This is a genomic window from Marinomonas sp., assembly GCF_965225885.1.
Classification (GTDB): Bacteria; Pseudomonadota; Gammaproteobacteria; order Pseudomonadales; family Marinomonadaceae; genus Marinomonas.
On sequence record NZ_OZ245329.1, the window covers coordinates 2,994,606 to 3,016,826 of the forward strand.

Below are 22,221 nucleotides of genomic sequence, written 5' to 3' on the forward strand. Positions count from 1 at the left end.
GCCAGCGCAGATGAAATGTGCGCTGGCTTTATTTAGCAAATACTAGAGATGAAAGTGCTGTAAAAAACTACAGAGCGGCTAGCGCCTGCTCAATATCAGCAATGATATCGTCAATGTCTTCTAACCCAACAGATACACGAATTAAACCTTCCGTAATGCCCGCTTTGGCTTTTTCATCGTCTGTTAATCGACCATGAGTCGTAGTAGCTGGATGAGTAACCAAGGTCTTGGTATCTCCCAAGTTACCAGTAATAGACATCAATTTCGTGGCATTAATAACAGCCCAAGCAGCCTTGCGACCACCTTCCACTTCAAACGACAACAAACCACCAAAGTCTTTTTGCTGCTGTTTTGCCAGTTCATGATATTTATGGCTTGGTAATCCACCGTAATTTACTTTAAGCACTTTAGAATGCGTTTCTAAAAATGTCGCCAGCTTCATGGCATTAGCCGAATGCGCCGTCATACGTAAAGACAAAGTCTCAAGGCCATTCAATAACACCCAGGCATTAAATGGGCTCATGCATGGACCAGCACTGCGCATAAAGGCAGTGAAAACATCGACGATGTCTTGGCTGGCAATTAAAGCCCCACCCAAACAACGACCTTGACCATCAATAAACTTAGTCGCTGACTGCATAACAATGTCAGCGCCTTGCGTCAAAGGATTCTGCAACGCTGGCGTAGCCAAAACGGTATCGACACACAGCAGAGCTCCTTTAGCGTGAGCCAATGCTGCCACACGAGCGACATCAACCACTTCATAAAGTGGATTAGACGGCGTTTCGAAATAACAAAAACGCGTATTTTCGTTAATCGCCTCTTCCCAAGCAGCGTAATCTGTCGCATCGACATAAAGTACTTCGACACCAAACTTGGTTGTATAAGTATTAAAGAATTTAACTGTAGAACCAAAGATATTGCGTGAACAAACAACACGATCACCAGCACTTAACAAACTGTATGCCAGCGTCATTAACGCCGCCATACCAGAACTTGTCGCGATAGCCGCTTCACCTTTCTCTAAGGTTGCTAAGCGCTTTTCGAACAACTCAACCGTTGGATTGGTAAAACGAGAATAAACATTGCCTTCCTCTTCGCCAGAAAACTTTCCTGCCGCCTCTTCTGCACTGCCATACGCAAAGCTCGAGGTCATAAAAATGGCTTCGCTGTTTTCTTGCTCTTGCGTTTGACGAATACCTGCACGAATCGCATTCGTTGCGTCTTTATAATCAGCCATTACTTCACTCCAAGCCATTCTTCAAAAAATCATTTCCCAAAAACAACTAAGCCAGGCGTGACCTGGCTTAGTTTTATCCGTCACGAGATAAATGCAAATATTACATAGGGTGCATCATATCGCTAGCTTCTTGGTCTTCAATCGCCGCTTTATTTAAATCATTACGCGCGCCTTCAATGCCTGCTAAGTAAGCCGCATCAATATTGCCTGTAATGTACTTTGCATCAAACACAGACGTATCGAATTCACGCACATCTGAATGCTTTTCATCGATACATGCATCGATCAAATCTTGCAAATCTTGGAAGATCAATTTATCCGCACCAATTAACTCGCAGATTTCATCGACATTACGACCATGCGCAATAAGCTCTTTTGCCGCCGGCATGTCAATTCCATAAACATTCGGGTAACGAACTTCTGGCGCAGCGGATGCGATGTATACTTTCTTTGCGCCCGCTTCTCTTGCCATTTCGATAATTTCTTTACTCGTCGTACCACGAACAATGGAGTCATCAACAAGTAATACCGTTTTATCTTTAAACTCAAAAGGCACAGGGTTTAGTTTCTGACGTACAGATTTTTTACGCACAGCCTGACCCGGCATGATAAATGTACGGCCGATATAACGGTTTTTGACCAAACCTTCACGGAACGGAATATTTAATGCTTGTGCAATTTGCAATGCCGCTGTTCGGCTGGTATCTGGAATTGGGATAACCACATCTATATCGTGATCTTTCCATTCCCGCTGGATTTTTGCTGCAAGACGATCACCCATGTTGATACGTGCTTTGTATACAGAGATGCTGTCAATAACCGTATCTGGACGAGCAAAGTACACATATTCAAACAAACAAGGACGCGCTACTTTTTTCGGTGTGCATTGACGCACATGAACGTTATGGTTTAGGTCAAAAAAGATGGCTTCGCCTGGCTTAATATCGCGCTCTATTTTGAAACCGGCCGCATCAAGCGCCACACTTTCAGAAGCGACCATATATTCAACGCCCCCATCTGTTTGACGAGAACCATAAATCAATGGACGGATACCATCTGGATCACGGAAAGCCAAAATTCCATAACCAGTGATCAAGGTAACCACCGCATAACCACCTTCAATACGCTTATAAACGCGTTCAAGCGCATTAAAGATATCTTCAGGTGTTGGCACAAACTTACCTTCTTGATGAAGTTCGTGAGCCAATACGTTCACCAACACTTCCGAGTCAGAAGTTGTATTGATATGACGTAGGTCAGACTCAAAGACTTCTTGTTTCAGTTTAGCGGTATTCGTTAAGTTACCATTGTGTGCAAGTGAAATGCCGTAGGGAGAGTTAACATAGAAAGGCTGAGCTTCTGCTGAACTAGAAGTTCCTGCCGTTGGATAACGGACATGTCCGATACCTATGTTACCGTGTAGTTTTTTCATATGACGAGTGCGAAATACTTCACTCACCGGACCATTGTCTTTGCGTAAACATAATCGCCCGTTATGGCTTGTCACCATACCCGCAGCATCTTGCCCACGATGCTGAAGAAGGGTTAACGCATCAAAAATTGCTTGGTTAACCACAGACGTGCCTACGACACCAACGATACCACACATGTTCTAGATCCTCGTGTTGGGGAATTGCGACAAACGTCGCAAAGGTTCTTTATCTATTTGGCTGCTACATTGAGCAACTAATTTCCAAGGGCGCGGTCAATGAGAGTCGAATCCATAAGATTCGAGCTCTTGCCTAACATATCACGCGTCCAGTCATTCAACTGACCCAATTGAGGGATCAATTGAGAAGTTTTCCAAAACTCGGTTTTTTCTATCGCTGGACTCAAGCTTAATAATGAAACAAAAGCCACCACAATCAAGCTGCCACGAGCAAAGCCGAATAGCATGCCTAATACTCTATCAGTACTAGATAAGCCAGTTACTTGAATCAGAGAACCCAGCAAAAAACTAACCAGCGCTCCGACCACTAACGTTGCTATAAATAGAGAAACGAAAGAAACGATATAGCGAATTTGGTCATTTTGGACCTGATCAAGAAGCAATGCTTGCATTTGATCAGAAAACTTAACGGATACCACAAAAGCAATCACCCAAGTTAGCAGTGATAACACCTCTTTAACGAAGCCCCTTTTCAAACTCAAAAGAGTAGAAAGAATCACGACTGCAATAATCAACCAATCAATTGTCGACATTGAACTTACTTGCTCCATTGATACCTCTAAAATTCGCCGCGAAGTTTAACAGATGCCTGATATTTTCCAAATACCGAGACATCAAACCTCGAACTAATTCACTGAATATTTAACAACAATTCCATTTAAGCTAAATTTTTTCTTAATCTCATCACGCATTTTTTCAGAGGTTTCTCGTTTAAACTCAGGACCAACATACACTTTATAAAGCGAATTGGTCGTCAAACTATAGGCATCGTAATTTGCCTTTTTAAGCCTCTCGACCAAGCGAATAGCATTTTCTTTGCTTTTAAAGGTCGCAATCTGTAGCACCCAACGGTCAGCAACTGGCACTGATGCCGCTTTTTCAACAGATTCTTTGACGATAGGCTTTACTTCTGATTTAACTTCAGGTTTAGCAGAAACAGTAGATTCTGTTTTACTAATGCTTGAAACATCCTTCGCAGATTGAGGAATAGGAATCAAACGAATATCTTCTACTGCCTTATCATCTCCAATTGACTGTGTAACAGGTAAACTATCAACTGGCTGAACCGGAGCGATTTCAACAGCTGGAAACGCAGGAGGTGTAGTGACTTGAACTTGAACATCCAGTTCTGTTGGACGTTCACCATCTAAAATCAAAGGCAATATTATTGCCGCCGATAACACCATAATACCGGCACCAATAAGTCTGTATGTAATGGTTCTATCTATCATAAATCACTCTTTTGATTGATTAAGCGCCAAAAAATCCGAGACAGTGACAAAGGAACCGAAAACAACCACTGAACGCTGCTCCTCTTGAGCTTTCGCTAAGGCAGCACCAAAAGCATCATTAACAGACTGAAAAGCATTTGTGCTTGAAACGAGACCTGGCGAGCTATTTAAAATATGCTTAACAAGCTCATCGGCCTTTGCTCCCCTTGGTCCAGCTAAATCACTGCAAAACCAAGCAGAAAAGCTACCTGCAAGATTCGTCATGACACTCGCAATGTCTTTGTCTTTCAACATACCACAAACTGCAATTGGCTTATGTGGTAAACGGCTTATACGATGAGCCAGCTCAATAGCCGCTTCAGGATTATGTGCAACATCAATATAAACATCTGGAGACGTTGCCACTTGCTGAAAACGGCCCATTAGTTGCGCACGGCTGAATAAAGCAACCAGATTTGCATGTGTAGGAGAAAGGCCCATATACACTAACACAGCAATAACAGTCGCCGCGTTTTGTAGAGGTAAAGATGGAACAGGCAAGTTTTCAAACTGAACATCATTCCCAGACCATGACCAGGAATTTTGATCTAACTCAAAATGAAAATCATGACCTTTTTGACGTAAATGCGCCCCCACCTCTAATGCTGTGCTCGCAATGGTAGCAGGAGGATTAACAACACCACTAATGAAAAGCTTATCTTTTCTCGCAATACCAGATTTTTCTCGAGCAATAATATCTAAGTTATCACCTAGCCAATCAATGTGATCTAAAGAAATAGAGGTAACAACAGCGACGTCGGTATCAATCATATTCACCGAATCCAACCGACCGCCCAATCCGACCTCAAGCACCCAATAATCCAACTCCGATTGATCAAATATCCACAAAGCGGCAAGCGTACTGAATTCGAAATACGTTAACTTTATATCTTCTCGCGCCGCTTCAACGACTTCGAAAGCACGACAAATAAGATCATCCTTGCAAGGAGAGTCGTTCAATGCGATACGTTCGTTAAAAGCAAGAAAATGAGGAGAGGTATAGGTACCAACAGAATAGTTTTGCGAACACAAATACTGGGTCAACATGGCACAGGTTGAGCCTTTACCATTTGTTCCTGCTACTGTGATCACTTTGTACTTAGGTCTAGATAAATTCAGACGAGCTAAAACCGTATTCCCTCTTTCTAGACCTAACTCTATTTCAGAAGGATGCTGACTCTCAATATATGAGAGCCAGCTATCTAATGACGTGTGCGTCATTTAATTAAGCAACCTTATTTTCAGTGAGCAAGGACAGAATATTGAAAAGGCGATTACGCATTTCATCACGTTTGATAATCATATCTAACGCGCCTTTATCCAACAAAAACTCACTACGCTGGAAGCCTTCCGGCAATTTTTCACGAACAGTTTGCTCAATAACACGTGGGCCAGCAAAACCGATCAAAGCATTTGGCTCAGCAACGTTCAAGTCACCCAACATCGCCAAAGAAGCTGAGACGCCACCGAAAACTGGATCAGTCATAACAGAAATATAAGGAATACCTTCTTGCTTCATGCGCTCCAAACCAGCGCTGGTTTTTGCCATTTGCATCAAAGAAATAAGCGCTTCTTGCATACGAGCGCCACCACTAGCAGAAAAACACACAAGAGGAATACGCTTTTCTAAGCAAACATTAACTGCCTGAATAAAACGCTCACCTACAATTGCGCCCATAGAACCGCCCAAAAAGCTAAATTCAAACGCTACCGCAACAACAGGCATACCATTCAAAACACCCTGCATTGCAACCAAGGCGTCTTTTTCACCGGTTGCTTTTTGAGCGTCTGCAAGACGATCTTTATAACGTTTTGAGTCTTTGAATTTTAATTTATCTTCAGGCTCAAGGTGAGCACCGATTTCGTGGCGACCTTCTTTGTCCAAGAAAATATCCAAACGACGACGAGCACCAACACGAAGGTGATGGTTACATTTTGGACAAACGTCTAAGTTTTTTTCTAATTCTGGACGGTATAGAACATTTTCACATTTTGGACACTTCTTCCAGAGGCCTTCAGGCACTGAACCTGTACTACGCTTTGATTCACTGCGCACAATGGAAGGGACAAATTTATCTAACCAGCTACTCATTTACTTCTCCATATTTCTCGTTTGCTGCCGCTTAGGCGTCCATTTCATTACGCATGGGAGACAAAATAACTCCTAAAGCGTCAGCTATATATTCTTTTTGACGATCTTTATTTTCAGCAATTGCGTTCACCAATACACTACAAACAATAACACCATCAGCACATTTGCTCACTGCCGCTGCGGTGTTTGCATCTCGTATACCAAAACCAACGCCAATTGGTAAAGCGGTGATTGCACGCAATGAATCCACATGTTTCTTAACACTATCGACATCCAGTTCTGCAGAACCAGTAACACCTTTTACAGAAACGTAGTACACATAGCCTGATGCTAAATCACAAATTTTCTTTGCACGATCCGGTGTTGTCGTAGGTGAAAGCAAGTAAATAAGATCTAAATCGTTCTCTCGGAAGCATTCTACTACATCTACTGCCTCTTCAGGAGTCAGATCAACTAATAAAATGCCATCCACACCTGCTTCTTTTGCGGCATTTGAAAAAACTTGATACCCAAAGAACTCAATTGGGTTCAAATAGCCCATCAAAACAACAGGCGTTTGCTTATTGCCTTGTCTAAATTCTGTAATAATCTGCAGTACTTTCTTGACACTGGTACCTGCAGCTAAGCTGCGTTCACAGGCCAATTGAATAACAGGACCATCTGCCATAGGATCTGAAAAAGGCATACCAATTTCAATAATATCCGCCCCAGCATCAACCAGAGCATTCATCAAGGTCACTGTATAATCTGGACTAGGATCGCCTGCGGTAATATACGGAATGAGCGCCTTTTTACCAGATTTTTTTAAATTCTCAAAACATTGTTTAATGCGACTCATACTTCAATCCCATCCAATTCTGCAACGGTAAGAATATCTTTATCGCCACGACCAGAAAGATTGATTACAACAATCTTATCCTTTTCCATAGTCGCCGCTAATTTCATACCGTAAGCAACAGCATGACTTGACTCAAGCGCAGGCATTATTCCTTCCAATCGGGTTAAATCACGGAAACCATCCATTGCTTCATCATCATTAATAGCCACGTAGTTAGCACGCCCAATATCTTTTAACCAAGCATGTTCAGGCCCAACACCCGGATAATCCAAACCTGCCGAAATAGAATGCGTACCAATAATTTGACCATCATCGTCAGCCATAACATAAGTACGATTACCGTGAAGCACACCAGGACGTCCAGCACTTAATGGAGCCGCATGACGGCCAGTTTCAATACCATCACCGCCAGCCTCAACACCATACATTGCAACCCCTTCATCTTTTATAAAGGGATGGAACATGCCAATTGCATTTGACCCACCACCAACACACGCCACTAAAGCATCGGGCAAACGCCCTTCTTGAGCCAGACACTGCGCCTTAGTTTCGCGTCCGATAACAGATTGAAAATCTCGAACTAATTTAGGATAAGGATGAGGGCCTGCAGCAGTCCCGATAATATAAAAAGTATCGTCTACATTTCCGACCCAATAACGCATCGCTTCATTTAGAGCATCTTTTAATGTCTTAGTACCCGACTCAACGGAAATCACTTCAGCACCTAAGAGCTTCATACGATAAACATTAAGTGATTGGCGACGAATATCCTCCGCCCCCATAAAGACCTTACACTTCAACCCCAATCGAGCAGCAACTGTCGCAGAAGCAACGCCATGTTGGCCAGCTCCTGTTTCTGCAATAATGTTTGGCTTGCCCATGTGCTTAGCAAGCAGAGCCTGTCCAATGGTATTATTTATTTTATGAGCGCCAGTGTGATTCAAATCCTCACGTTTCAGATATATCTTCGCACCACCTGCTTTTTTCGTTAACCGCTCAGCAAAATATAGCGGCGATGGACGACCAACGTAATGTGCCAAATCATAATCAAAGGCGGCTTGGAAATCGCTGTCTTTAGACAAACGTTCATACATTTCAGCCAAGTCTTCCAAAGCTGACATCAGAGTCTCAGAAACAAAAATGCCGCCATAAGGACCAAAGCGACCATGAGAGTCTGGTAAATCTAGATTAATATCTTTGCTATCCACATTTTGCTCCATTAATAAACTCTTGAACCTTAGGCTCACTCTTAATGCCTTTTGATAACTCTACACCACCACTAACATCTACAGCGTAAGGCTTGACTTGTTTTATCGCTTGCTCGACATTACTTGGAGTTAGACCACCCGCTAGCACAATCGGTTTAGACAAACTATCTGGTATTAAAGACCAGTCAAACACTTCACCCGTTCCACCGGGAACGCCGGCTTTATATGCATCCAGCAACATAGCATCAGCACTTGGATATTGATCTACTAGAGCGGCAACATTCTCTCCTTGCTGTATCCTTAAAGCCTTCATATAAGGACGCTGATAAAAAACACACTCAGACTCCGACTCCTCGCCGTGAAACTGAATCATCCAGCGAGAACTTCCTTGTATAACAGAACCAATGAGACACGCCTCAGCATCTACAAATAAAGCGACAGGAGTTACAAAGGGTGGCAACTTAGACACGATAGAATTAGCCACTGCTGGCGTAACATATCTTGGGCTTTTTTCGTAAAAAACAAACCCCAAGGCATCCGCGCCATGTCGACACGCCATAAGCGCGTCTTCTAAATTTGTGATTCCGCAGATTTTAACTCGGCAATTCATAACTAGGCTCGTCTACATAAGGTAAAAAATGAGGACCTAAAGGTCGTTTAGGCACATTAAAGACATCAGGATATTGAGCATCAACAAAATACAATCCTGTTGGCGGCGCCGTAATTCCACCCTTAGTACGATCCTTAGCCTCTAAAGTTTGCTTTGCCCAAGACACAGGTTTCTCACCCGCGCCAATAGACATCAAGACACCCGCGAAATTTCGGATCATATGATGCAAAAAAGCGTTAGCTCTAACATCCAAGACAATGTATTGCCCCAACTGCTGTACATCAAAGTTTAGAATCGTACGGATAGGCGTATTGGCTTGACAGCCAATCGCACGAAAAGAAGAGAAATCATGAGTGCCCAAAAATACTTTTGCAGCTTCTTTCATAGCCTCAACATCAAGTGTTTTATAGGTCCAAGTCACACCCTTAGCCAATATAGCAGGGCAAAATGCAGACGAATAAATAACATATCGATAACGACGACTTAGCGCACTAAAGCGCGCATGAAAGTCATCGGTGACATTACGAGCAGCAACCACTGTAATATCCGTTGGCAGATAAGTATTAACACCTATCGTCCATGCTCGTTCATTACGCTCCACCTTTGTCTCAAAATGAACTACTTGAGCACTCGCATGGACGCCTGAATCGGTTCGCCCTGCACAAACCACCTTAACAGGGTGATTTGCAATAACAGCCAATGCTTTTTCTAAATTTTCCTGAACACTTGGAACACCAAATTTTTGCGCTTGCCAACCTTTATACTCAGAACCATTATATTCAACAACTAATACTACTTTTTTAGCCACTTGGGAACATTCGCTCCATCATATTCTGTGCTTCAGCTATTTGCTGCTCATTACCTGATTCAAGAACATCATCCAAAATAACTCGAGCACCCTCTTCATCACCCATATCCATATAAGCTCTTGCCAAATCTAGCTTGGTGGCAACTTCATCACCACTAGCGTCAAAGAAATCAAACTCTTCTTCTTCGTCACTACCTTCTTCATCTTCTGCCGCTTCTGCTTCCCCAAATGAAGGCACTTCAAGCTCGTCTTCTTGTTGAGCTTCTGCTAACGTTTCTTCTATTGAGTTAGCCAAGGAATCATTTGGAGCGCCATTAAAAATAGACGACTCATCGACATCATCTTGATCCGCATCATTTAACAAACTAGAAACAAAAGACTCTTCTTCGCTTTCAACTTCATCATCAACATCGGCATCAGATTCAACTGAATCTGGTGTCATGGTAGGAATATCTTCTTCAACAAATTCCTCCAATTCATCAAGGTCGTCTTCATCCAAATCCAAAACAGGATCTGGTAAATCCCCTGATTCATCAAAAGACGCGAACATGTCATCTTCATCGTCTTCTAAAGCATTTTCAAATTCAACTTCAGGCTCTTCCTCTAAATCTTCAGATACTATCTGTTCACCAAAAGCATCAAACTCGTCAAGGTCGTCGTCTTCTTCTTTTTGCATGCCGAAATCAAAAGCAAACGGATCTTCCTCATCTATATCATCTGACTCGTCTTTCTCCTCTGCAGCACCATCCATTGTATACTCAGCAGCCGCTACAGCGGCTACGGGTGCCGCTACCGCCACAGGAGAAATATCAAATTCATCCTTTTTTAATGATTCTTGCTCCTCTTGTTTTTTCCCGGCTCTACGCATAACTAAACCGATCAAGAAGCCAAGCAATAGCAATACAACAGCACCGATTGATACAACAATTGGGTTGCCAAATATCTTATTAACAAGAGAGTCTGCTTCAGCCTGTTCTTTTTCTCTACGTATCTGATCAGCCTCTAAAAGTTGATCAACAGTGTTTTTTTGCTCCTGAAGTGCTTGTTGAGCACTAGCAAATTGCTGCTGAAGATCAGCCATTTGCTTATCTTTTAAACTAATCAGTTTTTCTAATGTTTCTAGCTGTTTATTCAAATCATCTAATTGATTTGATAGCTCACCTTTTTCGCGCTGCTCTTTGTCTAGCATTTCCTGTGATGCAGACAATTCACCCTGCAAAGCGTTTAATGCTGCATTTTTATCATTACCCGCATTTGAACTGGCTGCGTTTTCGGGCAATAGGCTTTGTCCAGACGCCAAAGTTAACTTATCACCACCAGTAACAGGTGAATTCGCCGCACCTTTAGCTTTCGCCTGAGTATTCAATTGAGCCTGTTCTACAGCACCACTACCTTTGGTACCCTTTAGAGCCATCCAAGCCTCGTGTTGACGCTGGAACTCTTCTTTTGAAATAGATTTATTAAAAAGAGCAATTTGATCCTGCGTAGGCAAACGCAAGATAGAGCCTTCTTTCAAAAGATTAATATTATCTGAATAGAATGCATCTTTATTGAGGGCTTGAATCGCCATCATTGTTTGATAGATAGTTAGTTGATTTGTTGGGCGATTTTGACCAGCGATAGACCAAAGAGTGTTTCCTTTTACGACATTCATCTGACCTTTCGCGGTCATTTTTTCCGCAGCAATGGTCGCTTGACGGAAAACAGATTGATTGGATGTTGCCGAAACAGATTTAATCGGAGTGGACTGAACCGCTTCTTTTTTAGATTTATTAACCAGTGCAGATTGATTTAATGGCGTCTGATATTCACGAACAAGCTGACCACTCGGCCAGCGGGCAGCTAATACAAAATGCAGTTCGTCTACTCGCAAGGGTTGATCAGATGATACAGCTACAAAAAGATTGCCATTTTCACGAGCAACATCAAATTTCAACTGAGAAAGGACTCTTGTCGGCGCAAAGCCCGCTTGACGAAATTCACTTTCACTGCCCAAACGAATCAATATATCGTCATTCGTCAAAGACCCAACATCAGAAAGTTCAATTTTTCCACGATAGGGCTCGCCCAAATTTGATTGAGAGGTCAACTCACCCAGTTCCAATGCGTAACTGTTAGACACATATAATGCGGCTGACACAGCAATACTAACGAGGGTTTTTCTGAGCATAAGCTTCCCTTTATTTACAAATTATGGACATAAATATCTTAACAAGTATCTTACACAGGTGAGCATTTATCAATAGCTTTAGAATCAATGGTTTGCACTTAACGCAAGAGAAAGATAAAAAACACAAAAGCAATGCATTTTTTACACTTAATGACTCAAAAAAACCAACTCAATCCTCACACTTCTCAGGACAAGTCAACTTATCAGCGCCATAAGAAAAACTTATCATTTTTGATAAAAACACCTTAAATTAATATCTAATCCCTTTCCTAGAGCAAACCCATCCAACTAAATCCATTCTACTAACTACAATAAAGTAACAGATAAGGTAGGTCTAAAGACACATACGCTATTCGACATAAGATTAAATATCTCAACAATAAAAAAGCCCCGCTAAACAGCGAGGCTTTCTATTTAAGCTAAGTAGCTTAGGGGTGATTTACATCATTCCGCCCATGCCACCCATTCCGCCCATGCCACCCATATCAGGCATGCCAGCGTCTTCTTTCGGCAAATCAGCAATCATTGCTTCAGTCGTGATCATAAGGCCCGCTACAGAAGCCGCTGCTTGAAGCGCAGAGCGAGTTACTTTAGCTGGATCTAGGATACCCATTTCCAACATATCACCGTATTCACCAGTCGCTGCGTTGTAACCAAAGTTACCTTCGCCTTTTTTCACTTTATCTACAACAACAGAGGCTTCAGCACCTGCGTTGATTACGATTTGACGCATTGGCGCTTCCATCGCACGTAGAGCAAGAGTGATGCCCACGCTTTGATCTTCGTTATCACCTTTAAGATCAACAATTTTAGTAAGTGCACGAACCAGAGCAACACCACCGCCAGCAACAACACCTTCTTCAACCGCTGCACGAGTTGCATGAAGAGCATCATCTACACGCGCTTTCTTCTCTTTCATTGCCAATTCAGTTGCAGCGCCGATTTTGATGACAGCTACGCCGCCAGCCAATTTAGCCACACGCTCTTGAAGTTTTTCTTTGTCGTAGTCAGAAGAAGAATTGGCAATTTCAGCACGAATTTGCTCAACACGGCTGGTGATATTTGCTGCATTACCAGCACCATCAACAATCGTTGTGCTTTCTTTTGTCAAGGTAACGCGTTTTGCTGTACCTAGCTGCTCAAGCGTCGCTGTTTCTAGACTCAAGCCTACTTCTTCAGAAATAACGGTGGCACCAGAAAGAACGGCGATATCTTCAAGCATTGCTTTACGACGATCACCAAAGCCTGGCGCTTTAGCAGCGGCAACTTTTACGATGCCGCGCATAGTGTTCACAACCAACGTTGCCAAGGCTTCGCCTTCAACATCTTCGGCAATAATCAACAATGGACGAGATGCTTTTGCAACGCCTTCCAATACTGGTAGCAAATCACGGATGTTAGAGATTTTCTTGTCGACAAGAAGAATGAATGGGTTCTCAAGTTCCGCACTCATAGTTTCTTGATTATTGATGAAGTAAGGAGATAAGTAGCCACGATCAAACTGCATACCTTCAACCACAGCTAGCTCATCTTCAAAACCTGAACCTTCTTCAACTGTGATAACACCTTCTTTACCAACACGCTCCATTGCTTCTGCAATAATTTTACCGACAGAAGAATCAGAGTTAGCAGAAATAGTACCAACTTGCTCAATAGCGCGAGTATCAGTACATGGCGTAGATTGCGCAGCGATCTCTTTTACAACCGCAGCAGCAGCTTGATCAATACCACGCTTCAGATCCATTGGGTTGCGACCCGCAGCAACGGCTTTAAGACCTTCAGCAACAATCGCTTGCGCAAGAACGGTTGCTGTTGTTGTACCGTCACCAGCAACATCATTGGCTTGAGAAGCAACTTCTTTCACCATTTGTGCACCCATGTTTTCGAACTTGTTTTCAAGTTCAATTTCTTTCGCTACTGTCACGCCATCTTTAGTAACAAGCGGCGCACCGAAAGATTTTTCAATAATAACGTTACGGCCTTTTGGCCCCAATGTTACTTTCACTGCATCTGCAAGAACGTTCACACCCTTCAGCATTTGCTGACGAGCGCTATCTCCAAATTTAACTTCTTTAGCTGCCATTTTCTTATACCTTAACTGTTGTAAATGCTATGAATCGTAATAGAGCTGAGAGGAGACTTAGGCTTCAACAATGCCGTAAATTTCGTCTTCCTTCATGATAAGTAGCTCATCACCTTCGATTTTAACGGTTTGACCGGAGTATTGGCCAAACAACACAGTATCACCAACTTTAACGGCTAAAGCTTGCACATCGCCATTTGATTGAATACGGCCAGTGCCAACAGCCAAAACCTCACCTTGAGTAGGCTTTTCTTTAGCAGATCCGGGCAGGACGATACCAGATGCAGTTGTTGTTTCTTCTTCTTTACGTCGAACAACGACACGATCGTGCAAAGGACGAATATTCATTGATCAATCTCTCCAATTAAAAACGATACCAGGACTCCCCTGGCTGGATAACCCTACCGATACATAGTAGGAATCTTTAACAAGGTTCTATATACGGCTATACAAGCCAATTTCAACCCTGAAAATGAATTATTTTTTATCTAATAAGTCATTGTCATCTTTAGGTTCTTTCGAGTACTCGCCGTCAATAGTTTCACCCTGAGACTGAGCACCATAAGATCCATTTGGAGCCCATTTAGACCCCTTTTTCACCATAGATGCAACGAAATTCACCAAAAGCCCTGCTGCAAATAATTTACGTAGTGGTGGAACCAATAATAAACCACCAATAATATCTGTCACAAAGCCAGGCATTAACAAACATAAACCTGCGAAAATTAACATAACACCTTCAGCAACTTCGGAAGCAGGCAATTCACCACGACGCATTTTCTCCTGTGCCTTAAGTGACGTTTCTAAGCCTTGCTTACGAATTAAAGTCACGCCTAAAATAGCAGTCAAGAAAACCAAACCAACCGTTGCTAGCGCACCAATTTGACTACCAACTTTTATTAATACTGATAGCTCAATAACGGGAATGAGTATGAAAAGCAAAAGTGCAAATCTCATATTTACCTTCTTTGTTTTAAATGTAGTTATTTATTTAAGGGCTAAATGTGACGAATCAACCGATAGATAGATTTAAATCTCAAGTGTTTCATATTTTAAGTGAAATCCCCAAGGGCGAATGCATTGCTTATGGAGAACTTGCAAAACTAGCGGGCTTTCCAGGTTATGCGAGACAAGTTGGCAGTTTAATGAAAAATCTACCTAAAGACACCAAACTACCGTGGCATAGAGTAATAAATGCTCAGCGCCGCATTAGTTTCGCTGAAAACACAGACGGCTATTTAAGACAAAAAGAAAAGTTAGAAAATGAAGGTTGGGTCATTGTGGGTAACAAATTAACCATAAATGAGAACTCAATAAAGAAATAAAAAAGCCACTGCTTTATAACAAACAATGGCTCCACAAATGAGAGTTAATCTCTGAAATTGGTAAATTGAACAGGCTGCGCCAAATCAGCACCGCGCAACAATGCCATTACTTGCTGAAGGTCATCGCGCTTTTTACCCGTAACGCGAAGTTGATCGCCTTGAATCTGTGCTTGAACTTTCGCTTTGCTATCTTTGATCATTTTCACGATCTTTTTTGCTTCGTCTGTTTCAAGACCTTCTTTCATTTTCACGGCTTGAGAAGCGCGCATATTCCCTTTGATAACATCTTCTTTTTCTAAACTTTTTAAATCAATACCACGACTAACCAATTTTTGGTTTAAAATATCAGACATCTGACGAAGTTGAGGTTCTGCTTCAGCTTCCATGACGACACTTTTTTTATCTTTAATTTCATAGTGCGCTTTTACGCCTTTAAAGTCGTAACGTGTTGTAATTTCTCTGTTTGCCTGATCGACGGCGTTAGTGACTTCGTGCCAATCTAGCTCAGATACTACGTCAAATGATGGCATTTTCTGCTCCTTTGCATTTCCAATAATGTATTTTAGGGCGATAATAACAGGGATTGAAATAAAACACCTAATGGAAACCTATTATGAAGAACACGCCTTGGTTAGTCATCGGTGCTGGCGCTATCGGCCTTTTTTGGGCCTGTAAGCTAGAAAAACTCGGCAATAAAGTCCATCTAGTGTATCGCTCGGAGAGTCCAGGTAAGAAAATCACCCTAGAATCTCTTACTGACGAAGAAGGGCAACAGCAAGTCAGTGTCTCTACGCATAAAATCAAAAGTTTCAAAGCAGAAGAATTAACCGCTCAATACGATAAAGTGCTGTTATGCACAAAATCATTTGATCTAAAACATGCCTTCTCTCAAATTGCGAACCAGGTAACTGATGATGCAGATATTGCTTGCCTGTGCAATGGCATTGGAGCCCAGGAAGATCTTCAAAGTATTTTATTAGACACTCAAACTCTCTGGGCTGGAACAACCAGTGAAGGTGTTTTGAAAATAGAAGCAAATCACATTAAACACACTGGCTTAGGCGATTTCTATTTTGGTCAATGGCATGTCACTTCTCCCGCCAAAGAATTCCCCATTGAAAACATGACGGTAACGAATATTCACCAAAGAATGATTGAAAAGCTTGCCGTCAACGCAGTCATTAACCCTATAACGGCCATTTTCAACATTCATAACGGTGACATTCTAAACGATGAATTTAAGCCCTTAATCGACGCAACACTCTCTGAATTATCAAGTGTGTTTACCCATCCAAAATTCAGCTATTCTCAAGAAAGCCAACACCTTACTCAAGAAAACTTAAAGAACCGAGTTCATACTATTGCCCAGCTGACTCGTTTAAACCGCTCCTCAATGCACGAAGACATTCGATTACAACGCCAAACCGAAAACAGTTTCATTTCAGGTTTTTTACTTGATAACAGCCCCATTGAACTGCCAGTACAGCGATTACTTTTCGATGGCGTTGCTCATTCAGAACAACGTGAAGAGGTGAAAAAGAAACTGCTAAGCCTTCATTAGAAAAAACACAGCGAAGGCCACATTCTTATGGCTTTCGCTGTTATTGGAATTGGGAGAGGTTCATCCCGCAGAAAACAATATGTTACTCGGCAATCCCTTAGTATCCACTCATTATTTATTGCGAATCAACACTAATCATAAAATCAAAATACATACGTTCAAAAAACGCTATCAGTCGTTAAGAGCAATAGACCACTTTATTTCGACCCGTATTTTTCGCTTCATACAAAGATTCGTCTGCGCGCTTTAATACTGCAGCTTTATCTTCTAATTTACCTGTATACATAGCCACACCAATACTGGCTGTAATCGGTATTTCAACCCCTTCATATAATACTGGACGTTCAGCAACGATAAAGCGATATCGTTCAAATATAGCCAACACTTCGCTCTCCTGTATGTTAGGCAAAACAATACCGAATTCTTCACCTCCCAAACGGCCTATGACATCGCCCTCTCTTAAGATGCCTTTAATACGATTTACCACTTCAACCAATACAGCATCGCCCGCATCATGACCGAAGGTGTCATTGACCGTTTTGAATTTATCAAGATCAAACATGGCGCATGCCATAGGCACGCCATAACGACGCGTAAACGACATCTCTCTGTCTAGCATCAATTCAAAAGATCGGCGATTGGCGACACCCGTTAAATGATCCGTTGACGCCAACTCTTCAAGAACAAGATTAGATTCAACAAGTCGGCGTCTCATATCGGCAATACGTTGCATAGCCAACATCTTTGCCGACAAGACTTTTTGACTAATGGGCTTGATAAGATAATCATCACCGCCCGCTAATATACCATCCTCAACATCATCGTCTTCGGCACTTGCGCTGAGAAATATGACAGGCAACCATTCTTGTTTTTGTTGTTCTTGTATTTTACGAATCGACCTAACCGCATCGAAACCATTCATATAAGGCATTTGAACATCCATCAAAATAAGATCCAAATCTTGCGAATGCTCTAAAAATTGATCTATTGCTTCCTGCCCGTTACTGGCTTCAATAGATCTGTAACCTAGCTTTGATAAATGCAGCTTAAGTAACAAACGATCCGTGTTGGTATCATCAACAATTAATACTTTCATCGGCATTACAGCATACCCTGCAAGGTATTTTTCACACCCTGATACATTGCTAGAATTTCTCGCAGTTTGGCATTTAACTCCGGCACATCACCCTGACGACTTTCTTGTTCAAGTTGTGCTGCCATTGAAGACATTGTCATTGCACCGACATTTTGACTTACTGATTTTAAGCTATGAGCAAGCCGAGAAATAGATTCACAATCCACCTCACTTCCCTCGTTAAGCATTTGCTCAAATGAAGCCGTGATACTATCTCCGTCAGCAAAAAAAGCCTCTATCAATAATACAAAGTCATCTCCCAGCAATGCTTTTAAATCATTCAATACAGATTCATCAATCACAATATCTGATTGAATATCAAATACAGAACCCGCGGATAATTGATGCTTATCTGAAGCGTCATTCTGTGATGGTTTGTTATTTGGCAACCACTCATCCAACATACTAATAAACTCCTTCTGCTTAAAAGGTTTTGGCACTAAGCCATCACCACCAGCACGAAATACTTCCGACCGTGTTTCCAACATAATATCAGCGGTCAACGCAATGATAGGGACACGCTCATTAAGCCTACTTTTTTCAGCTTGTCTAATACGACGCATTGCTGATAATCCATCCAAAACAGGCATATGTAAGTCCATAAAAATTAGGTCTGGCTGATAAGTCGCCCACATTTCTATGCCAATTTCACCATTTTCAGCACCAATAACATCAAAACCCATTCTAGCAAGAATGCCTTGTGCCACTGCCATATTGGCTTTCATATCTTCTACAACCAAAATCAGGCCTTTTTTCTCGCCGCCATCATGGCTCACCTCAGCGTCTTCGGCCTCACTTATTTCTAAATAAGGAAGCTGATGGCCCAACAAACTCGAAGACAGCGCAGCCACAAGACCTTTCTTTAAAGCCAAGGCACTCATGGGTTTGACAATGCACATATTAACGCCAGCAGCAGATAATTCATTTTGAGATAAAAGCCCTGCCGAAGACGTCATTAAAATAATAGGTTGATACAGAGATCCACTACTTTCTCGAATAAGCTTTGCTAACATCAAACCATCTAATTCTGGCATTAGATAATCTGAAACAATAATCTGATATGGCTCACCTTTATCTATCGACTGCTGAATGCGTGACAAAGCATCGACAGGACTTATTTCCGTATCGGCATAAATATCACAAGATCTCAGCTGGTTTTTTAGTATGGTTAAATTTGTTTCATTATCATCTATGACTAAGGTTTTTTTACCAAGCAGCAAACACTCATCGGCGACTGTTTCGAGATGCGACATAGCATGGCTCTCTGGCAATGCAAATGTCACAGTAAAAGTAGAGCCAACATTTAACTTACTCGATAGAGATATCGAGCCATTCATCAAACTAATCAACTGCTTCGTAATAGCAAGCCCTAAGCCCGTTCCGCCAAACTTACGTGTCGTTGAACTATCCGCCTGCACAAAGGCATTAAACAAATATGGCTGAACCTTGTCGTCTATGCCGACTCCAGTGTCAGTAACACTCATAGTGATAGACACTATTCCTTGTTGGTCGACCATACCTTTTAGCGAAACTAATACGTGACCAACGCTAGTGAATTTGATCGCATTACTGATCAAATTGGTCAATATTTGTTTAATTCGAAAAACATCACCCACTAGAAACCTAGGACACGATTCATCATATTCCACTAATAAATCAATGTGTTTATCGTCCGCTTTCACCATCAACAAACGAACAACGTCATAAATCGCTTTCTCTAAATTGAAATCTACACGCTCAATAGAAAGATGTCCGGCTTCTATTTTAGAAAAATCCAGTAAATCATTAATCAAGCTTAACAGCCCTTCACCAGATTCTTTTAGCACATCTAACTGAGTGGTTTGTTCTGGGTTCAGTTTGGTACCTGAAAGCAATTCAGCCATACCTAACACACCATTCAAAGGCGTTCTAATTTCATGACTCATTGTGGCAAGGAAGTCACTTTTTGCCTTGCTGGCCGCAATCGCTTGATCGCTTGCTTCCCGTAAAAGCACTTCTGTTTCTTTTCTAGCAGTAATATCCATATTTACACCGATCAGGTGTGATGCTGAGCCTTTTTTATCAAATATTATGGCTGCGTTAGATTTCAAATAACGTATTTGCCCATCTTTACGTTTAATCCTAAAATCAAAATCTAACTCTTCTGAAATATGCGACGCATCTTCTTTCGATGTAAAAAACGCACCACTCTTTTCTAGGCTAGAAAATACTTCTACCAGTCTATTTTTATCTTCTGTATAAACACAATCATCCCAGACCTGAAGAGGCGATATACGCTCATCTTCAGCAAAACCATAGAGCCGATACATCCAATCGTCCCACTGTAAAGTTTCGTCCTGCAGATCAAACTCCCAAACACCAATTCCAGCCGCGTCCGCAGCGATAGACAATCTCAAATTGGTATCTATCATTTCCTGTTCAGCTTCTAGGCGCTCTGTTACATCACGAATATGGGCGATATAACCACCGAGACTACCATCCGCATTTCGAATCTTGCTACCAATCGTTTCCGTATGAAAAACGTTGCCCTGTTTGTTTTTGTAGCTAACACGATAGCGATTTAAAACATCTTTCATATCTGAATTATAAGCTTGCCCCCTCCTTATAAACTCACTTTCTTCAGCATAGAGTACTTGAGTTGTTTTTCCTTCTAAGTCATCAAGGCTATAACCAAATAGATCTGTAAATGCCGGGTTCAGCATCTTGATTTCACGGTTTGCTCCAACATGAATAATCGCTTCTGGCGCATTATCAAAAAGTGACTCAAAAAGTATTTTTTGCTCACGCAGCTCATTATCATAATGAACTTGTAAAGATCTATCATGGAAAAGAGTCATCTCATTACCAACCCACTGGGCAAGCAATTTCATCACTTCATAATCATCTTCACTAAAAGGCTGATTTTTAGGGTGTGGACTGGAAAAATTAAGTGTGCCCCAGCGTTTACGTGCGACATTAATAACAATGCCGATATAGGCTTCTAAGCCAAAGTTCTGATAACAGGGATGCTCTTTAATATCGCTGATGGCAGTATGAAAATAAGAAGTTGGTAAATCACTGCCAAGAGTATGCACACAATAGGTGTTACCTAACTCAAACTTAGCACCGGGAAGCACTTCCCCATTTGGCGTATGGCTGTATTCCACTTTATAAATGTCGCCATCAATTGAGCTGATAAGCCCAATAGGCAAGGAAAACTGATCCGCTCCAACTTTTAGAATCTTTTGCATTTTTTCATCTAATGACAAATCTGAATTGGCCGTTACTTCATGCAATTTTTTTAACGTCTGCAATGTACGTGTTTGCGCAGTCGCCCCATCACCAATTGACGTAAGTTTTCCATCTATATACGACAGTGAAGATAACTGCGTTTGAGATGAGGCCATTAACGTTGAAAACAAACCTACTAAAGAATCAATATGCTCTGTCAGCAGTTCTTCATTGATCAAACAAGGAGTATTACTTAAAAAAAACAACCGCGCGCCATTAATGGTTAAAGGCTCAATAATGCAACTAGCAAGGACAGGCAAATCTGAAAACAACGCGTGGTTAGGCGAGGTAATTTTAAAATCAAGATATCGAGAGGAAGGAAGAGTCTGTAAATAAGAAAGCAGAGGTAAAAGCTCTTTTTGCTGAAGACCGCCTATTTTACCAGAAAAAATGATCGTGCCATCTTTAAAAAGCAAACCAGCACAAGGCATTCCTAAAAGAGACCTGGCTACTTTTAAAGCAGCCTCTAATTGAACCATTCACATCCCCTTGACTAGCGAGTCTTTAAAAAGACTATTAGAAAATTTTATAAAGTATTTTTCCTCTTTATAAAACATAACAGAAAACGAGAAATCTGCTAGCCAAATAAGCAAGATGGTTATGGAAGTAATTTATCGATCAACACACAATCCTTCGTGTCATTGCGGCTTGCTTTAACCTTGTCCAAGATTTTTTGTGCTACGTCTTTTTGTCGTTGTGCAACGTATTTAGATTCAACTGTCTTCTGAACGTTACCTAAGTAAGCGTTTAGCTTAGGCGTACAATAATCATCAAATGCCAAGGCACTAGTGGAAGTAAAGGATGCAGCCGCGCTAAGCAAAGCAACAGAAAGTGAAGATTTGAACGACATAATTTTTCCTAAAGGAGCAATATAATTAAGAAAAATTAGACCATAGACGAAGGTAAAGTGAAACCATAAGCTGAGTTCAAGACACTCATTT

General features: G+C 41.6%; 20 protein-coding genes. 2 read left to right on the forward strand and 18 right to left on the reverse strand.

Annotation, left to right across the window (positions count from 1 at the left end):
* Positions 1-67 precede the first annotated feature (67 nt).
* The 14 genes from ACO05V_RS14290 to ACO05V_RS14355 form a co-directional block, all read right to left on the reverse strand.
* Positions 68-1,240: an O-succinylhomoserine sulfhydrylase gene (locus ACO05V_RS14290; RefSeq protein ID WP_421852719.1), complete on the reverse strand. Its 1,173-nt coding sequence runs from the start codon at positions 1,238-1,240 to the stop codon at positions 68-70.
* A 100-nt stretch (positions 1,241-1,340) separates the two neighbouring features.
* Positions 1,341-2,849 carry an amidophosphoribosyltransferase gene (gene purF / locus ACO05V_RS14295; RefSeq protein ID WP_421852722.1) on the reverse strand — a complete coding sequence of 503 codons (1,509 nt, stop codon included), beginning with the start codon at positions 2,847-2,849 and terminating at the stop codon, positions 1,341-1,343.
* Between the two features lie 77 nt (positions 2,850-2,926).
* Positions 2,927-3,442: a CvpA family protein gene (locus ACO05V_RS14300; protein WP_421852725.1), complete on the reverse strand. Its 516-nt coding sequence runs from the start codon at positions 3,440-3,442 to the stop codon at positions 2,927-2,929.
* Positions 3,443-3,535: 93 nt separating this feature from the next.
* Positions 3,536-4,141, reverse strand: a complete 606-nt coding sequence (locus ACO05V_RS14305; protein ID WP_421852728.1) for an SPOR domain-containing protein — start codon at positions 4,139-4,141, stop codon at positions 3,536-3,538.
* A 3-nt stretch (positions 4,142-4,144) separates the two neighbouring features.
* Entirely contained in the window at positions 4,145-5,401 is a 1,257-nt protein-coding gene (gene folC, locus ACO05V_RS14310) for a bifunctional tetrahydrofolate synthase/dihydrofolate synthase (RefSeq protein WP_421852731.1), read from the reverse strand.
* 4 nt (positions 5,402-5,405) lie between these two features.
* A complete protein-coding gene (gene accD, locus ACO05V_RS14315; RefSeq protein ID WP_421852734.1) occupies positions 5,406-6,272 on the reverse strand; it encodes an acetyl-CoA carboxylase, carboxyltransferase subunit beta in 867 nt (288 codons plus the stop codon).
* Between the two features lie 31 nt (positions 6,273-6,303).
* Positions 6,304-7,110 (reverse strand): tryptophan synthase subunit alpha, encoded by an 807-nt coding sequence (gene trpA, locus ACO05V_RS14320; protein WP_421852737.1) that lies wholly within the window; start codon positions 7,108-7,110, stop codon positions 6,304-6,306.
* The gene (trpB, locus tag ACO05V_RS14325) at positions 7,107-8,330 is read right to left on the reverse strand and encodes a tryptophan synthase subunit beta (RefSeq protein ID WP_421852740.1); all 1,224 of its coding nucleotides are present in this window, start codon (positions 8,328-8,330) and stop codon (positions 7,107-7,109) included. Before trpB ends, trpA begins: the two co-directional genes overlap by 4 nt.
* Positions 8,311-8,928 carry a phosphoribosylanthranilate isomerase gene (locus ACO05V_RS14330; protein WP_421852743.1) on the reverse strand — a complete coding sequence of 206 codons (618 nt, stop codon included), beginning with the start codon at positions 8,926-8,928 and terminating at the stop codon, positions 8,311-8,313. The genes trpB and ACO05V_RS14330 overlap by 20 nt, the downstream gene beginning before the upstream one ends.
* A complete protein-coding gene (gene truA, locus ACO05V_RS14335) occupies positions 8,912-9,736 on the reverse strand; it encodes a tRNA pseudouridine(38-40) synthase TruA (RefSeq protein ID WP_421852746.1) in 825 nt (274 codons plus the stop codon). The genes ACO05V_RS14330 and truA overlap by 17 nt, the downstream gene beginning before the upstream one ends.
* A complete protein-coding gene (locus ACO05V_RS14340; protein WP_421852749.1) occupies positions 9,729-11,906 on the reverse strand; it encodes a FimV/HubP family polar landmark protein in 2,178 nt (725 codons plus the stop codon). The genes truA and ACO05V_RS14340 overlap by 8 nt, the downstream gene beginning before the upstream one ends.
* Positions 11,907-12,345: 439 nt before the next feature.
* Complete coding sequence (gene groL, locus ACO05V_RS14345; protein WP_421852752.1) at positions 12,346-13,989, reverse strand: chaperonin GroEL; 1,644 nt, start codon at positions 13,987-13,989, stop codon at positions 12,346-12,348.
* Between the two features lie 57 nt (positions 13,990-14,046).
* On the reverse strand, positions 14,047-14,337 hold the full coding sequence (locus tag ACO05V_RS14350) for a co-chaperone GroES (RefSeq protein WP_012069737.1): 291 nt from the start codon (positions 14,335-14,337) through the stop codon (positions 14,047-14,049).
* Positions 14,338-14,466: 129 nt separating this feature from the next.
* Complete coding sequence (locus ACO05V_RS14355) at positions 14,467-14,946, reverse strand: FxsA family protein (protein ID WP_421852755.1); 480 nt, start codon at positions 14,944-14,946, stop codon at positions 14,467-14,469.
* A gap of 47 nt (positions 14,947-14,993) precedes the next feature.
* Here ACO05V_RS14355 and ACO05V_RS14360 point away from each other — a divergent pair, with 47 nt between their 5' ends.
* The gene (locus ACO05V_RS14360) at positions 14,994-15,314 is read left to right on the forward strand and encodes an MGMT family protein (RefSeq protein WP_421852758.1); all 321 of its coding nucleotides are present in this window, start codon (positions 14,994-14,996) and stop codon (positions 15,312-15,314) included.
* Between the two features lie 44 nt (positions 15,315-15,358).
* Here ACO05V_RS14360 and ACO05V_RS14365 read toward each other — a convergent pair whose 3' ends face one another.
* Positions 15,359-15,844 carry a YajQ family cyclic di-GMP-binding protein gene (locus ACO05V_RS14365; protein ID WP_421852761.1) on the reverse strand — a complete coding sequence of 162 codons (486 nt, stop codon included), beginning with the start codon at positions 15,842-15,844 and terminating at the stop codon, positions 15,359-15,361.
* An 83-nt stretch (positions 15,845-15,927) separates the two neighbouring features.
* On the opposite strand from ACO05V_RS14365, the gene ACO05V_RS14370 reads away from it, so the two are divergent.
* Complete coding sequence (locus tag ACO05V_RS14370) at positions 15,928-16,875, forward strand: ketopantoate reductase family protein (protein WP_421852764.1); 948 nt, start codon at positions 15,928-15,930, stop codon at positions 16,873-16,875.
* 178 nt (positions 16,876-17,053) lie between these two features.
* Here ACO05V_RS14370 and ACO05V_RS14375 read toward each other — a convergent pair whose 3' ends face one another.
* The 3 genes from ACO05V_RS14375 to ACO05V_RS14385 form a co-directional block, all read right to left on the reverse strand.
* A complete protein-coding gene (locus ACO05V_RS14375; protein WP_421852767.1) occupies positions 17,054-17,977 on the reverse strand; it encodes a GGDEF domain-containing response regulator in 924 nt (307 codons plus the stop codon).
* Entirely contained in the window at positions 17,977-21,759 is a 3,783-nt protein-coding gene (locus ACO05V_RS14380) for a response regulator (RefSeq protein WP_421852770.1), read from the reverse strand. The genes ACO05V_RS14375 and ACO05V_RS14380 overlap by 1 nt, the downstream gene beginning before the upstream one ends.
* Before the next feature lie 119 nt (positions 21,760-21,878).
* Positions 21,879-22,130, reverse strand: a complete 252-nt coding sequence (locus tag ACO05V_RS14385; protein ID WP_421852773.1) for a hypothetical protein — start codon at positions 22,128-22,130, stop codon at positions 21,879-21,881.
* Positions 22,131-22,221 lie beyond the last annotated feature (91 nt).

What these genes read in the sequence shown, in the direction of transcription:
- ACO05V_RS14385 (WP_421852773.1), bottom strand. Translation starts at nt 22,130, where the DNA reads ATGTCGTTCAAATCTTCACTTTCTGTTGCTTTGCTTAGCGCGGCTGCA.
- accD (WP_421852734.1), bottom strand. Translation starts at nt 6,272, where the DNA reads ATGAGTAGCTGGTTAGATAAATTTGTCCCTTCCATTGTGCGCAGTGAA.
- ACO05V_RS14300 (WP_421852725.1), bottom strand. Translation starts at nt 3,442, where the DNA reads ATGTCGACAATTGATTGGTTGATTATTGCAGTCGTGATTCTTTCTACT.
- ACO05V_RS14340 (WP_421852749.1), bottom strand. Translation starts at nt 11,906, where the DNA reads ATGCTCAGAAAAACCCTCGTTAGTATTGCTGTGTCAGCCGCATTATAT.
- ACO05V_RS14375 (WP_421852767.1), bottom strand. Translation starts at nt 17,977, where the DNA reads ATGCCGATGAAAGTATTAATTGTTGATGATACCAACACGGATCGTTTG.
- ACO05V_RS14380 (WP_421852770.1), bottom strand. Translation starts at nt 21,759, where the DNA reads ATGGTTCAATTAGAGGCTGCTTTAAAAGTAGCCAGGTCTCTTTTAGGA.
- ACO05V_RS14365 (WP_421852761.1), bottom strand. Translation starts at nt 15,844, where the DNA reads ATGCCATCATTTGACGTAGTATCTGAGCTAGATTGGCACGAAGTCACT.
- ACO05V_RS14370 (WP_421852764.1), top strand. Translation starts at nt 15,928, where the DNA reads ATGAAGAACACGCCTTGGTTAGTCATCGGTGCTGGCGCTATCGGCCTT.
- purF (WP_421852722.1), bottom strand. Translation starts at nt 2,849, where the DNA reads ATGTGTGGTATCGTTGGTGTCGTAGGCACGTCTGTGGTTAACCAAGCA.
- ACO05V_RS14350 (WP_012069737.1), bottom strand. Translation starts at nt 14,337, where the DNA reads ATGAATATTCGTCCTTTGCACGATCGTGTCGTTGTTCGACGTAAAGAA.
- trpA (WP_421852737.1), bottom strand. Translation starts at nt 7,110, where the DNA reads ATGAGTCGCATTAAACAATGTTTTGAGAATTTAAAAAAATCTGGTAAA.
- ACO05V_RS14330 (WP_421852743.1), bottom strand. Translation starts at nt 8,928, where the DNA reads ATGAATTGCCGAGTTAAAATCTGCGGAATCACAAATTTAGAAGACGCG.
- trpB (WP_421852740.1), bottom strand. Translation starts at nt 8,330, where the DNA reads ATGGAGCAAAATGTGGATAGCAAAGATATTAATCTAGATTTACCAGAC.
- groL (WP_421852752.1), bottom strand. Translation starts at nt 13,989, where the DNA reads ATGGCAGCTAAAGAAGTTAAATTTGGAGATAGCGCTCGTCAGCAAATG.
- ACO05V_RS14305 (WP_421852728.1), bottom strand. Translation starts at nt 4,141, where the DNA reads ATGATAGATAGAACCATTACATACAGACTTATTGGTGCCGGTATTATG.
- ACO05V_RS14355 (WP_421852755.1), bottom strand. Translation starts at nt 14,946, where the DNA reads ATGAGATTTGCACTTTTGCTTTTCATACTCATTCCCGTTATTGAGCTA.
- ACO05V_RS14290 (WP_421852719.1), bottom strand. Translation starts at nt 1,240, where the DNA reads ATGGCTGATTATAAAGACGCAACGAATGCGATTCGTGCAGGTATTCGT.
- folC (WP_421852731.1), bottom strand. Translation starts at nt 5,401, where the DNA reads ATGACGCACACGTCATTAGATAGCTGGCTCTCATATATTGAGAGTCAG.